Genomic DNA, 11,555 nt, shown 5'->3' on the forward strand with positions numbered 1-11,555 from the left:
CGAGCCCATTCGAAAGAGCGCCCCATGGCAGTGCATCAGGTCAATCCGGGAGGAAAGCTCGCATCGCTCGATCCGATCTGGGAACGGATCCGGGGCGAAGCGGAGGACATCGTCCGTCGCGAGCCGGAGCTTGCGACCTTCATCTATTCGTCGGTGCTGCATCACAGCCGCCTGGAGGATTCGGTGGTTCACCGCGTCGCCGAACGGCTCGATCACTCCGCATTGTCGGGCGAGCTCGTGCGCCAGGCCTATGGCGAGGCGCTGCGTGACGAACCCGATCTTGGCAACGCCTTCCGCGCCGATCTCGTTGCCGTCTATGACCGCGATCCCGCGACCTCGCGCTTCATCGATCCCTTGCTCTACTTCAAGGGCTTTCACGCGATCCAGACCCATCGCCTGGCGCACTGGCTCTATCTGAAGGGCCGCAAGGATTTCGCGTATTATCTCCAGAGCCGCGCCTCCGCGGTATTCCAGACCGACATCAATCCGGCCGCGCGCATCGGCCGCGGCATCTTCCTCGACCACGCCACCGGCTTCGTCTGCGGCGAGACGGCGGTGATCGAGGACGACGTCTCGATCCTGCACGGCGTCACGCTCGGCGGCACCGGCAAGGAGAACGAGGATCGTCATCCCAAGATCCGCCATGGCGTCCTGATCGGCGCCGGCGCAAAAATCCTCGGCAACATCGAGATCGGCCATTGCGCGCGCATCGCCGCCGGTTCGGTCGTGGTCAAGCCGGTGCCGCACAACGTCACGGTCGCGGGCGTGCCGGCCAAGATCGTCGGCGAGGCCGGCTGCGCCGAGCCGTCGCGCACCATGGATCAGATGATCAACGCCATGGGGCTCTGAGGGGGCCTTTGACGTTGTGAAGGGCCGGATTTTCCGGCCCTTTCCGTCCCCAAATTCTTTGGCAATTCATGCTGGCGGTTCGTCGCGTCTCGTCCTAAAACCCGCCGACCATTTTCGATCGGAGACTTGCCGTGGACGTCAAAGAAGTCAGAAAGCTCGACGCATATCTGAAGCGCGTATTCGGCAATCCCAAGATCCGCGTCGTTCCGCGGCCGAAGAAGGACGATTCCGCCGAAGTCTATATCGGCGAGGAATTCATCGGTGTCCTGTTCGTCGACGACGAGGACGACGATCGCTCGTTCCAGTTCCAGATGGCGATCCTCGAGGACGATCTCGTCGATCAGGAGTAGTTTCGCTTTGGTGCCCCGGACGCAGCGCAGCGCCTCGTCGGCGATGCGCTGCAGAGCTGGGGCCCATGCATCGGCGGAGCGCGGGGCCTTCTGGGTCCCGGCTCTGCGCAGCAGCGTAGGCACGCTGCAGCGCGTCCGGGATACGCGAACTGCGAATGCCGCGTCCCACCGCACCGAGATCGAGGGCATTTTCTCCACACCGTCATTGCGAGCGCAGCGAAGCAATCCAGGAATCTTTCCGCGGAGGGATTCTGGATTGCTTCGCTGTGCTCGCAATGACGAACACCAGCTTCATGCCCGCCAATGATGACATCTCAAATCGACTTCGAAAAATACGAATAATTCCAGGCGCTTGGCTGCTGTGCATGGGGTTGTTTTTGCAGTTTTTGCTTTTGACCTAGGCCGAAAGGACCGCGCTCAGCCCTTCGGCCCGCGCAGCTGTGCGGTCAACCTGTCCATCGCTTCCGCCGCATCGCGCCACTGCGACAGCCAGCTTCGCGGAAATCGGAAGGTGAGGTCGGCGCCGCCGACGCGGCGCTCCGAGAGGCACATGCCTGGCGTCGCCGCATCACGCGTGCAACGCGCGGTCAGGGCGGGGCTTGCAGAGGAATAGAAGTCCTCGCTGCCGTAAGACGTGTCGCTGCGGAACATTCGCATCGTCAGGCCGTCCACGGGCTGGGCTGCGGCCTGGTCGAGATAACGCGGATAGATCGTGGCGGTCCGCTGCTCGGGCGAGAGCGCATCGTGATGGGCTGCGATCGACAGGAAGATGCGGTCGATCGATTGCACCGCCGCTTCCACCGTGTCGGCGGTGACGTGCTTCGGCGCGCCGGGCGGCTCCAGCGACGGATAGAGGAAGTCGAGATCGATGCGCTCCTGCGGTCCCGAGTGCCGCTGGATCTTCATGCGGATCGCTGTCGTCGGCAGGTTGAACAGGGTGCCGCCGACGCTCACCGGCAGCTTGTCCGGGGCGTTCGCGCCGCTGGTGCCCCAGGTCGGCCACAGCAAATAGGCGACGAGCGCAATCGCGCAGGCCGCGGCAATGCCGCCGAGCACGATCGGGACGACGTGCGCCCGGGCGTGCGTGCGGGGGGACCTGAGGGGAGCTTCCGAGAACACCGTCATGAGCTAGCGCAAGAGAGCCGGACGTCGGCCGGGCCGACGAATCAGCGGCGAATATGCCATGCGGCGGCGATTTCGCGCAGCGTTCCCGGCTGCGGCGGGCGGGGACCGCCCTGCGCGCAAGGAGCGCCGGCGTTAACCTTCCCTTAAGGATAATGTAGCGTTAACCAGCGCTATTTGTCACAGGAAGGCGGTGGCGTTGCGTAAGGGCGGACCGTTCCGATGACACCTGAAGCTCTCAATACCTTCTTCTCGATCTGCATCGGTTTCGCGCTCGCGGGCGCGCTCGTGAACGGATACCAGGCGCTGGCGCAGCGCCCCGCAGGCTTCGGCCTGTTGCAGGACGGCGTGGCGCCGAAAACCTTCGCGGCGGTGCCGTTCCTGGTGTTCGCCGCGCCCTTCATCATCATGCGCAACACGCTGCGCGGCATGCGGGTGGAAAGCCGCCGCGCCGAGTTCGTGATGATGGCAACCCTCATCGCCGGCTTCTGGAGCATGATGAGCGGCACCTTCTTCCTGATGACGCTGCGCGCGGCCGGCGTTCTCGGCTGAGGCCTGGCCGGATCGCCCGGCGCACCGGTTCCTTTGCCTCTTCGCCGCCGTTTCGCTATGGCTGGGGTCGACGCGACAGGAGACCTCCATGGCGATCTACGAACTCGACGGGCAGGCGCCCGACCTTCCCGCCGACGGCAATTATTTCATCGCGGAGACCGCGACCGTGATCGGCCGGGTGCGCCTGAAACCGGGCGCGAGCGTCTGGTTCGGCGCCGTGCTGCGCGGTGACAACGAGTGGATCGAGATCGGCGAGGGCGCCAATGTGCAGGACGGCTCGACCTGCCACACCGATCTCGGCTTTCCGCTCGTCATCGGCCGAAACTGCACGGTCGGCCACAACGTCATCCTGCATGGCTGCACCATCGAGGAGGGCGCGCTGATCGGCATGGGCTCGATCGTGATGAACGGCGCCAGGATCGGCCGCAACAGCATCGTCGGTGCCGGGTCCGTCATCACCGAGGGCAAGGAATTTCCCGAACGGTCCCTGATCATCGGCTCGCCGGCGCGCGCAATCCGCACGCTCGACGACGCCCAGGTGCAGCGAATGGGAAGCGCGGCCAAGTTCTATGTCGCCAACGGTCCGCGCTTCAAGAAGGGCCTGAAGCGGATCGATTGAGTTCAGCTGCTCTCGGATTCGCGCGCTTCGATCGCGCCTGCCACCTTCTCGTGGCCGGCGGCCCACAGCGCATGCTCGTCGCTGCCGTCGAGGTAAGGATTGGCCTCAGTCGGAATGTTCTCGCGCGCGGCGCGTTCGCCCTCTGCAAAGGGATCGCGATCGGTCATCGTGATGGCCTCCTCGCTTTCAAGCTGATGTGACGGCATTTGTTCCGGAACCGGCCTTCGCCGCGGCGGTTGACCGGAGAAGGAGAATTTCCAATGGCTGCATCGCCTGCAACCGCTTCAATCAAGACGCTGACCCTGATCTTGACGCTGAACTTGGCCCTCGCGGCGATGCCGGCGGTATCGTTCGCGCAAGCGACTGGCGGGTCTGCCGGATCGACCGGAAGCTCTGCGGCATCGACCGGAGGCTCCGTGGGGGCGAGCGGAGGCGTCGCCAACGCGCCGGCTCCGCCGCCCGGCACCAACAGCCTGGGCACGGCTCAATCGTCCGGCCCGGGCTCCGGAGTCACCACCGGCAGCGGCACCGGGGGCGCGGCTGACGCCACTGTCAACGCCGAGAATCGCATGCTCGACAAGAAGCTGAAGAGCATTTGCCGCGGCTGCTGATGCTCGCGTGGAAGTGAGGCAGTGTGGCTGTCCGGAATGCCCGGGTGACGTTAGCTTGGTCCTGCTGTGAAGCGTGGAGTGTGTCCCTGCGGAGGATCGAGTGATGTTACGCAGGATGATGATGGCGGCGCTGACCGTAGCAGTGGTCGGGTTGTCAGTGCCGCAGGCGGCCGAGGCGCGGGGGTTCGGACATGGCGGCTGGGGTCATGGCGGTGGTGGCTGGGGCCATCGCGGCCATTGGCATGGCGGCGGCTTCTGGCCCGGAGTCGCGATCGGGGCCGGCATCGCCGGCGCCGGCCTCTACGGCGGCTATTACGGCTACGGCTATCCCTATTACGGCGATCCCTACTATTATGGTACCGGCTACGGCTACAATGATGGTTATGGCGGCTGCTACGTCGTGCGGAAGCGCGTCATGACGTCAGCCGGCTGGCGATACCGTCGCGTGGATGTCTGCGAATAGCGTCCTCGACGAGAGGCTGACCGACCAAAAAACAAGGCCGTTGACGCAGTATACCGTCAACGACCTTGCCAGCCCCGGACATTGAAATCGGCTCACGCCATCCGGTGACCGCGAGCATCGCGCGGAATCACACGGGCGAATGTGATCCAGTTCACAAGTCGAAAAAATTAGTCGCGGTAGCGTGAGTTGCTCAGCCGCGCGAGCGCTTGCGCGCGCTGGCGTGGACGCGGTGCCGCTCTGGTTTCCTGCGGGTAACCGTGGGCGCTTCGACGTCGGTTGCTCGCGCGCTGGCGAACGACTGCCGCAGGCCGTCGATGGACTCGTTCAGCGATGCCACCTGCTCGGACAGACGCTTGGCGTCGGCCTGCTGCGCCGCCATCAGCCGCTTCATCGTCTGCAGCTGATCCTGCACCACCTGGAGCTGGTCGATCGATTCCTGCTGGGTCGCCTCCAGCCCCTTGGTCTTCTCGACGAGCTGCTCGGAGGCCTGGGCGGTCCGCGCCTGGAGCTGCCGCGATGCCACCACCCGGTCGGTCTCGGGTGCGGCGCCGGTATAGGCACGCCAGATCGCGATCGAGGTGACGCCAGCGATCAGGAGCAGGAGCGCTGCGGCGGTCAGCGCGATGGGCTGGGCGCCGAGACGAAGAAGGGGGTTGGACGGTGTGTCCTGGGCGAGATCGATCATCGCTGACAAAACCCAAATTGAAACTTGGTGAGTGGCGAAGACCGGCAGCCTGAGGCCGCCGGGGCGTCCCGAAAACGTTACGTGTCGGCAACGAATGGGACCAAAAAGAGGCTAAAGGCCAAAAAACCAGCAATCAGCGGGCCTTGGGGCCTCCGAGGCTCCGCGCCGGCTCGGGAATTAGGGCTGAAACGGCGAAAATGGCCCGGAATAGGTCTTCGCACGCGGCGCCGCATAGGGGCCGAGCCGGGAGGTCTTCAGCCCCAGCCGCACCAGCGATTCCGCCAGCGTCACCGCCGCCGCGACGCCATCGATCACGGGCAGGCCGTGCGTGGCGGCGAGCTCGGCGGCGAGATCGGCCATGCCGGCGCAGCCGAGCACGATGGCTTCGGCGCGGTCGTCACGGACCGCAGCCGTGATCTCCGCGGAGATCTTGCCGAGCGCATCGCTGTTGCGCTCTTCCAGCGCCAGCACCGGCACCTCGGCGGCGCGGACGCGGGCGCAGCGATCGGCGAGGCCGTATTTCCGCAAATTGTGCTCGATCGGCACGATCGAGACACCGAGCGTCGTCACCACGGCAAAGCGCGCCGCGATCAGGCTCGCCATGTGGAAGCCGGCCTCGCCGATGCCGATCACCGGCGCTTTGGCGACGGCGCGGGCGGCATCTAGGCCGGTGTCGTCGAAGCAGGCGATGATGTGCGCCTCCGCGCCATCGCGGTCGGCCTCGCGGATGCAGCCGAGCATGCCGGGCACGGCGAAGGCTTCGTCGTAAAATCCCTCGATCGAGACTGGACCCATCGTCGGCTGCCGCGCGTCGATCACCGTGCCGGGCAGGGCGACCGCGCGCACGGCAGCGGCGATCTTCGCCGTCATCGACGCGGTGGTGTTGGGATTGACGACGTGCAGCCGCATCGGATCAGACAAGTCCCTCGTCAGACAAGCCGGTTCTTAGACGAGTCCTTGGCCGGCGTCCGAACCCTTGGCCGCCTGCCGTTTGTTGAGCATGTGGATGGTGCCAAGCGCAAGGGTGATCACCGTGAACGAGACGGCCGAGATCACGGTCCCGAGCGCATAGATGTCGGGGTTCGTCACCGTGGTGGTGAGGCCCTGCAGATCCAGCGGCAATGTATTCACCGCCCCGATCGCCTGGCTGGAACGGGCGAGCTCGTCCCAGGATAGCGTGAAGCCGAACAGACCGATGCCGATCACCGACGGCAGGATGATCGGCAGCACGACATGGCGGAACGTCTGCCATGGTGTGGCGCCGAGATCGCGCGCGGCTTCCTCGAGGCGCGGGTCGAAGCGATTGAAGATCGCGAACATGATGAGCAGACCGAACGGCAGCGTCCAGGTCAGATGCGCACCGAGACCTGAGGTGAGCAGGCCCATCGAGGTCTCGAAATTCTCGTTGAAGTAGCTCTTGATCAGATCGTCGATGATGCGGAATTCAAGCGAGATGCCGAGCGAAGTGATGATCGAAGGAACGATCAGGCTCGCGATCGCCGAGTAGAACAGGATGCTTTGCGCGCTGAACTTCCTGCGGAAGGCCATGCCGGCGGCGACCGACAGCACGACGGTGACGATCATCACGATGATGCCGAGCAGCAGCGAGCGGCGGAAGGCCGCGCCGAGATCGACGATGCCGGTGCCCTGGAACAGTTTTGCGATCCAGAAGGTCGACACGCCGTTCATCGGGAAGGTGAGGCCGCCCTGTGGTCCCTGGAACGACAGCACGTAGATCGCGATCATCGGGCCATAGAGGAACAGCACATAGGCCGCGAAGAAGGTCGCGAGCACGTAGAAAGAGCGTGAGCGTCCTTCCTTCATGCTCTAGAGCTCCTTCTTGATGTCGACGATGCGCGACATCATGGTGATGATCAGGAAGGTGATGGCGAGCAGGATCACGGCGTTGGCTGCCGCCGCCGGGAACTGCAGCGCGTTGACCCGCGTTTCGATGATCTTGCCGGCCGCCGCGATCTGCTGGCCGCCCATCACGCCGATAGTGATGAAATCGCCCATCACGATGGTGATGACGAAGATCGAGCCGATCACGATGCCCGGCTTGGCGAGCGGTATGATGACGTTGACCAGCGTCTGGAAGCCGGTGGCGCCGGCGTCATAGGCGGCCTCGATCAGCGACTTGTCGATGCGCACCATCGAATTGAAGATCGGCACCACCATGAAGAAGGTGAAGAGGTGGACCAGCGCCAGCACCACGGAGAATTCGGAGAACAGCAGCCATTCCAGCGGATGGTTGATCAGGCCCGTCTTGACCAGGCCGGAATTGACGAGGCCGTTGCGCCCGAGCAGCGGAATCCAGGCGATCATGCGGATCACGTTGGAGGTCCAGAACGGGATCGTGCAGAGCAGCGACAATCCCATCTGCCAGGTCTTGGACTTGACGTGGAAGGCGAGGAAATAGGCAACCCAGAAGCCGATGAACAGCGTGATCGTCCAGACCATGAAGCACAGCTTCAGCGTCTTCAGATAGGTCTTGCCGATCGTGCAGAGATCGGGGAGCTGCGCGATGCAGCCTTCAAACGTGTCGGTGTAGCCACGGCCCGAAAGGGCCGGCAGCAACTGGTATTCGTTGTAGTCCCAGAACGAGACGATGACGACGAAGACGAGCGGAATGAGGAAGAAGGCGAGAAACACCAGCATCATCGGCCCGGCCTGAAGCCAGGAGATGAAGGACGGCGACAGGCGCGTCGGTTTCGCGGCGCGCGCTGTGCCTGACCCCGGGATCAGGCCCGGGGATGCCTGTTGCAGGACTTCTTCGGACATCTCAGCTACGCCGCGATGAACTCGTTCCACTTGCGGACCATGTAGTCGTTCTCGTCCATCACGGCGTTCCAGCAGGCGACGCCGCCCATGCGGTCCTCATAGGAGCCGCCGTCGCGCACGGAGCCTGCCTTCTCCAGCAGCGAGCCGTCGGGCGCCTTGATGTCCTTCTCGGCCGGCTTGCCTTCCATCCAATAGGCCCATTCGTAGGGCTCCATATGCGCCTTCGCGGTGGAGAGCACGGCGGAATAGTAGCCCTGGCGATTCAGATAGGCACCGGCATAGCCTGACAGGAACCAGTTGACGAACTCATAGGCCCAGTCGAGCTTCGCACCCGACACGCCCTTGGAGACGCAGAAACCGGAGGCCCAGGAACGGTAGCCTTCCTTCAGCGGCTGGAAGGTGCAGGCAATTCCCATCGAGCGCACCTTGGTCACCGCCGGCGACCACATCGACTGGATCACGGTCTCGCCCGAAGCCATCAGGTTGACGCTTTCGTTGAAGTCTTTCCAGAAGGCGCGGAACTGGCCGGCCTTCTTGGCCTCGGTCATCACCTTCATGGTGAGATCGATCTCGTCCTTGGTCATGTTGCCCTTGTCGGCATATTTGTACTTGCCGGTGGCTTCCACGACCATCGCGGCGTCCATGATGCCGATTGAGGGGATGTTGAGGATCGAGGCCTTGCCCTTGAACTCGGGATTGAGCAGCTCGGACCAGGAGTTGATCGGCCGCTTGATTAGGTCGGGGCGGATGCCGAGCGTGTCGGCGTTGTAGACGGTCGGAATCAGCGTGACGAATTCGGTGGCCGACGTCGCGAACTTCTTGGAATCCTTGCCCTCGAGGTAAAGCACCTTCCACGGCGCGGTGCCCTGGCCGCCGATCTTCTTGCCGCCGGGCGTCTCGCCCTTGGTGAAAACAGGCGTGATGTTGTCGAACTCCTTGATCTTCCTGGCGTCGAGCGCGAGGATGTTGCCCGACGGCACGATCTTCTTCAGCGAGAAATATTCGGTGTCCAGCACGTCGAAGGAGTTCGGCTGGGTCATCACGCGCTTGGTGACGTCGTCCGTGGTCGCCGTGATGTATTCGATCTTGATGCCGGTGTCCTTCAGGCACTGCTTGGAGATATCGTCGCCCTCGTTCACGGCGGTGCCGAGATAGCGCAGCACCTTGGTCTCGGCCGACTTCACATAGGGAAAGCCGGTAATGGCGCCGGAGCCGGCGGCAAGGCCGGCAAGACTTGCGGTGCCCTTGAGCAGCGTACGGCGGCTGAGGCCGGTCTTCCTGGTCGTCTCGGTCATTTCCCTCACTCCTCTAGTGTTGCGCATTTTCCAAGATGAAGGGCGCTATTGCAGGCGTTGCGCCTTGGCGGGATCCCAGGTGGCCAGCACGCGATCGCCCGGACGGAACGGGTGGACGTCGAAAGTGGCTTCGGGAACGTGGGAGAACAGGGCGGTGCCGTTGTCGAGCGTGAGCGAGACGGCGATGTAGGAGCCCTGGTACTCGGTCTGGGTCAGCAGCGCCGGCGCGCCGAACGCGCCGTCAGCAAACGGCGCGATGCCGAGCTGATCGGCGCGCACGGCGATGAGCTTGCCGGCGTCGCTGAGCACGTTGTGGCCGCCGATGAAGCGCGCCACGAATTCGGTGCGGGGATGGTGGAAAATGTCGCGGGCCGTTCCCTGCTGCTCGATCTTGCCGTGGTTCATCACCACGATGTGGTCGGCGAGCGCCATCGCCTCTTCCTGGCCGTGGGTGACCTGGATGAAGCTGATGCCGAGCTCGCGCTGCAATCGCTTCAGCTCGCCGCGCATCCTTACTCGCAGGAACGGATCGAGGGCAGAGAGCGGCTCGTCAAGCAGCAGGATCTGCGGCTCGGTGATCAGCGCGCGGGCGAGCGCGACGCGTTGCTGCTGGCCGCCGGAGAGCTGCGCGGGGAGGCGGCCCGCATATTGGCTCATCGCTACCAGCTCCAGCAGCTCGCCGGCGCGCCTGTGGCGCGTCGGCTTGTCGATGCCGCGCATCTTCAGGGCGAAAGCGACATTGTCGAGCACGGAGAGATGCGGAAACAGCGCGTAGGACTGGAACATCATCGCGGTGCCGCGCTCGGCCGGCGGCAGGTCGGTGACATTCTGGCTGCCCAGGATGATGTCGCCCTCGCTGACCGCCTCGTGGCCAGCGATCATACGCAGGGTCGAGGTCTTGCCGCAGCCGGACGGGCCGAGCAGGCAGCAATAGGTGCCGGCCGGGATCTTCAGATTGACGGTATCGACCGCCAGCGTCGTGTCATAGCGCTTGGTGACGGCGACCAGTTCGAGGGCGGCGGGAGTGGCCATGGCGTGTCCAAGGAGGGGCGGTGCAGCCGCTCTCTCCGCAAGGTCCGTGCCAATCGCCGCTTTGCCAGCTGAATTTCGAAACTGTGCAGCGGAGTCAGATCGTTAGATCGAATCCGGCGGCTCTGTCCTGCCCGCCCTGTGCGGAGCCGTCTGCACACAAAACGGGCGAAGATTGTATAAACTTTCGCCTGTGATTGGATACAGCTGGTCGACTAACATTCGAAAGCGAATGTCGTCGATCGAGCCCTCAAGCCCAACCCTCGAACCAATGGCCGCCAAGCCCCGCCCGAAATCCGACGCGCCCGATGCGAGCGATCGCGTCAGCCGCATCCGGGAGGGTGTGACCGCCGCGATCCTCGAGCATCGCCTGCTGCCGGGCACCAAGCTCGGCGAGGACGAGATCGGCGAGATCTACGGCGCGAGCCGCACGCTGGTCCGCACTGCGCTGCAGCAGCTCGCGCATGAGGGCATCGTCAACATCGAGAAGAACCGTGGCGCCTTCGTCGCGCGGCCGACGCCGGCCGATGCCCGCGAAGTGTTCGAGGCGCGCCGTCTGATCGAGCCCACCATCGTCGATCATGCCATCGATGCGGTGTCGCCGGACTGGATCGATCGCCTCCAGCACCATCTTGCCGAGGAACGCCAAGCCGAGCTGCGCGGCGATGCCCGCGCCTCGGTGCGGCTCTCCGGAGAGTTTCACCGTCTCGTCGCCGAGATGAGCGGCCACAGCATCTATCTCGGCTTCCTGAAGGAGCTGATCGCGCGCTCCTCGCTCATCATCCTGCTCTATCGCCGCCACGACACGCCGGCCTGCGGCACGGAGCACCATTCCGGCATCGTCGAGGCGATCCGCAAGCGCGACAAGCAAGCTGCCCGCGCGCAGATGCTGTCACACTTGACCGATATCGAGGACGAGCTGTTCTTGAAGGAGCCCGCCGCCGACGAGCTGCGGCTCGCGGATGTGCTGGGCGCCTGATCCGGTCAGTGACTGAGCTCGCGTTCTGCGGCGAGCTGCCCGTCCGGGGTGATCTCGTAGTCGCCGTCTCGCTTCGTCATCCATCCTGACCTGACCATCTCCCGTGCGAGCTGCACCGAGCAGATCGGATGATTGCCTCCTGGGTAATACAGCCTGTCATTTCGCACCAGCAAGTGGCCGTACAATTGGGCGTGACGTAATGCCCTGCGCATCCCGGGTG

15 protein-coding genes are annotated in these 11,555 nt (G+C 64.2%); 7 read left to right on the forward strand and 8 right to left on the reverse strand.

The genetic code is table 11. The annotated features are described in order from the left end of the window. The first annotated feature begins 24 nt into the window (after positions 1-24). Entirely contained in the window at positions 25-849 is an 825-nt protein-coding gene (cysE, locus tag XH84_RS12710; protein ID WP_128920937.1) for a serine O-acetyltransferase, read from the forward strand. Between the two features lie 131 nt (positions 850-980). Next, a complete protein-coding gene (locus XH84_RS12715) occupies positions 981-1,199 on the forward strand; it encodes a DUF3126 family protein (RefSeq protein WP_007602550.1) in 219 nt (72 codons plus the stop codon). Between the two features lie 417 nt (positions 1,200-1,616). Here XH84_RS12715 and XH84_RS12720 read toward each other — a convergent pair whose 3' ends face one another. Continuing rightward, entirely contained in the window at positions 1,617-2,324 is a 708-nt protein-coding gene (locus tag XH84_RS12720; protein WP_128920938.1) for a hypothetical protein, read from the reverse strand. A gap of 219 nt (positions 2,325-2,543) precedes the next feature. On the opposite strand from XH84_RS12720, the gene XH84_RS12725 reads away from it, so the two are divergent. Both XH84_RS12725 and XH84_RS12730 read left to right on the forward strand, forming a co-directional pair. Beyond that, on the forward strand, positions 2,544-2,873 hold the full coding sequence (locus XH84_RS12725; RefSeq protein WP_128920939.1) for a DUF6949 family protein: 330 nt from the start codon (positions 2,544-2,546) through the stop codon (positions 2,871-2,873). 88 nt (positions 2,874-2,961) lie between these two features. Continuing rightward, positions 2,962-3,492 (forward strand): gamma carbonic anhydrase family protein, encoded by a 531-nt coding sequence (locus XH84_RS12730; protein WP_128920940.1) that lies wholly within the window; start codon positions 2,962-2,964, stop codon positions 3,490-3,492. 2 nt (positions 3,493-3,494) lie between these two features. On the opposite strand, the gene XH84_RS39700 is transcribed toward XH84_RS12730, so the two are convergent. Beyond that, positions 3,495-3,659 carry a hypothetical protein gene (locus XH84_RS39700; protein WP_164936448.1) on the reverse strand — a complete coding sequence of 55 codons (165 nt, stop codon included), beginning with the start codon at positions 3,657-3,659 and terminating at the stop codon, positions 3,495-3,497. Positions 3,660-3,752: 93 nt separating this feature from the next. On the opposite strand from XH84_RS39700, the gene XH84_RS12735 reads away from it, so the two are divergent. Both XH84_RS12735 and XH84_RS12740 read left to right on the forward strand, forming a co-directional pair. After that, positions 3,753-4,103 (forward strand): hypothetical protein, encoded by a 351-nt coding sequence (locus XH84_RS12735; RefSeq protein WP_128920941.1) that lies wholly within the window; start codon positions 3,753-3,755, stop codon positions 4,101-4,103. Between the two features lie 103 nt (positions 4,104-4,206). After that, positions 4,207-4,566, forward strand: coding sequence for a hypothetical protein (locus XH84_RS12740; protein ID WP_128920942.1), 360 nt, complete (start codon positions 4,207-4,209; stop codon positions 4,564-4,566). Positions 4,567-4,756: 190 nt separating this feature from the next. Here the strand turns inward: XH84_RS12740 and XH84_RS12745 are convergent, their stop codons facing one another. The 6 genes from XH84_RS12745 to XH84_RS12770 all read right to left on the reverse strand — a co-directional run bounded on the left by XH84_RS12745 (position 4,757) and on the right by XH84_RS12770 (position 10,359). Further along, positions 4,757-5,251, reverse strand: coding sequence for a hypothetical protein (locus XH84_RS12745; RefSeq protein ID WP_128920943.1), 495 nt, complete (start codon positions 5,249-5,251; stop codon positions 4,757-4,759). Positions 5,252-5,428: 177 nt separating this feature from the next. Beyond that, the gene (locus XH84_RS12750) at positions 5,429-6,160 is read right to left on the reverse strand and encodes an aspartate/glutamate racemase family protein (protein ID WP_128920987.1); all 732 of its coding nucleotides are present in this window, start codon (positions 6,158-6,160) and stop codon (positions 5,429-5,431) included. Positions 6,161-6,196: 36 nt separating this feature from the next. Then, positions 6,197-7,075: an ABC transporter permease gene (locus XH84_RS12755; RefSeq protein ID WP_128920944.1), complete on the reverse strand. Its 879-nt coding sequence runs from the start codon at positions 7,073-7,075 to the stop codon at positions 6,197-6,199. Between the two features lie 3 nt (positions 7,076-7,078). After that, on the reverse strand, positions 7,079-8,032 hold the full coding sequence (locus XH84_RS12760; RefSeq protein ID WP_128920945.1) for an ABC transporter permease: 954 nt from the start codon (positions 8,030-8,032) through the stop codon (positions 7,079-7,081). A 5-nt stretch (positions 8,033-8,037) separates the two neighbouring features. Then, positions 8,038-9,327 carry an ABC transporter substrate-binding protein gene (locus XH84_RS12765; protein WP_164936449.1) on the reverse strand — a complete coding sequence of 430 codons (1,290 nt, stop codon included), beginning with the start codon at positions 9,325-9,327 and terminating at the stop codon, positions 8,038-8,040. 45 nt (positions 9,328-9,372) lie between these two features. Continuing rightward, the gene (locus tag XH84_RS12770) at positions 9,373-10,359 is read right to left on the reverse strand and encodes an ABC transporter ATP-binding protein (protein WP_128920947.1); all 987 of its coding nucleotides are present in this window, start codon (positions 10,357-10,359) and stop codon (positions 9,373-9,375) included. Between the two features lie 268 nt (positions 10,360-10,627). Here XH84_RS12770 and XH84_RS12775 point away from each other — a divergent pair, with 268 nt between their 5' ends. Continuing rightward, entirely contained in the window at positions 10,628-11,335 is a 708-nt protein-coding gene (locus tag XH84_RS12775) for a GntR family transcriptional regulator (protein WP_128920948.1), read from the forward strand. The last annotated feature ends 220 nt before the right edge of the window (positions 11,336-11,555 follow it).

Source organism: Bradyrhizobium nanningense, from assembly GCF_004114535.1.
Lineage (GTDB): Bacteria > Pseudomonadota > Alphaproteobacteria > Rhizobiales > Xanthobacteraceae > Bradyrhizobium > Bradyrhizobium nanningense.

Bases quoted from the DNA above. Each gene is read 5' to 3' on its own strand.
- XH84_RS12730 (WP_128920940.1), top strand. From the start codon at position 2,962: ATGGCGATCTACGAACTCGACGGGCAGGCGCCCGACCTTCCCGCCGAC.
- XH84_RS12765 (WP_164936449.1), bottom strand. From the start codon at position 9,327: ATGACCGAGACGACCAGGAAGACCGGCCTCAGCCGCCGTACGCTGCTC.
- XH84_RS12725 (WP_128920939.1), top strand. From the start codon at position 2,544: ATGACACCTGAAGCTCTCAATACCTTCTTCTCGATCTGCATCGGTTTC.
- XH84_RS12745 (WP_128920943.1), bottom strand. From the start codon at position 5,251: ATGATCGATCTCGCCCAGGACACACCGTCCAACCCCCTTCTTCGTCTC.
- XH84_RS12755 (WP_128920944.1), bottom strand. From the start codon at position 7,075: ATGAAGGAAGGACGCTCACGCTCTTTCTACGTGCTCGCGACCTTCTTC.
- cysE (WP_128920937.1), top strand. From the start codon at position 25: ATGGCAGTGCATCAGGTCAATCCGGGAGGAAAGCTCGCATCGCTCGAT.
- XH84_RS12740 (WP_128920942.1), top strand. From the start codon at position 4,207: ATGTTACGCAGGATGATGATGGCGGCGCTGACCGTAGCAGTGGTCGGG.
- XH84_RS12770 (WP_128920947.1), bottom strand. From the start codon at position 10,359: ATGGCCACTCCCGCCGCCCTCGAACTGGTCGCCGTCACCAAGCGCTAT.
- XH84_RS12735 (WP_128920941.1), top strand. From the start codon at position 3,753: ATGGCTGCATCGCCTGCAACCGCTTCAATCAAGACGCTGACCCTGATC.
- XH84_RS12775 (WP_128920948.1), top strand. From the start codon at position 10,628: ATGGCCGCCAAGCCCCGCCCGAAATCCGACGCGCCCGATGCGAGCGAT.
- XH84_RS12720 (WP_128920938.1), bottom strand. From the start codon at position 2,324: ATGACGGTGTTCTCGGAAGCTCCCCTCAGGTCCCCCCGCACGCACGCC.
- XH84_RS12760 (WP_128920945.1), bottom strand. From the start codon at position 8,032: ATGTCCGAAGAAGTCCTGCAACAGGCATCCCCGGGCCTGATCCCGGGG.
- XH84_RS39700 (WP_164936448.1), bottom strand. From the start codon at position 3,659: ATGACCGATCGCGATCCCTTTGCAGAGGGCGAACGCGCCGCGCGCGAG.
- XH84_RS12750 (WP_128920987.1), bottom strand. From the start codon at position 6,160: ATGCGGCTGCACGTCGTCAATCCCAACACCACCGCGTCGATGACGGCG.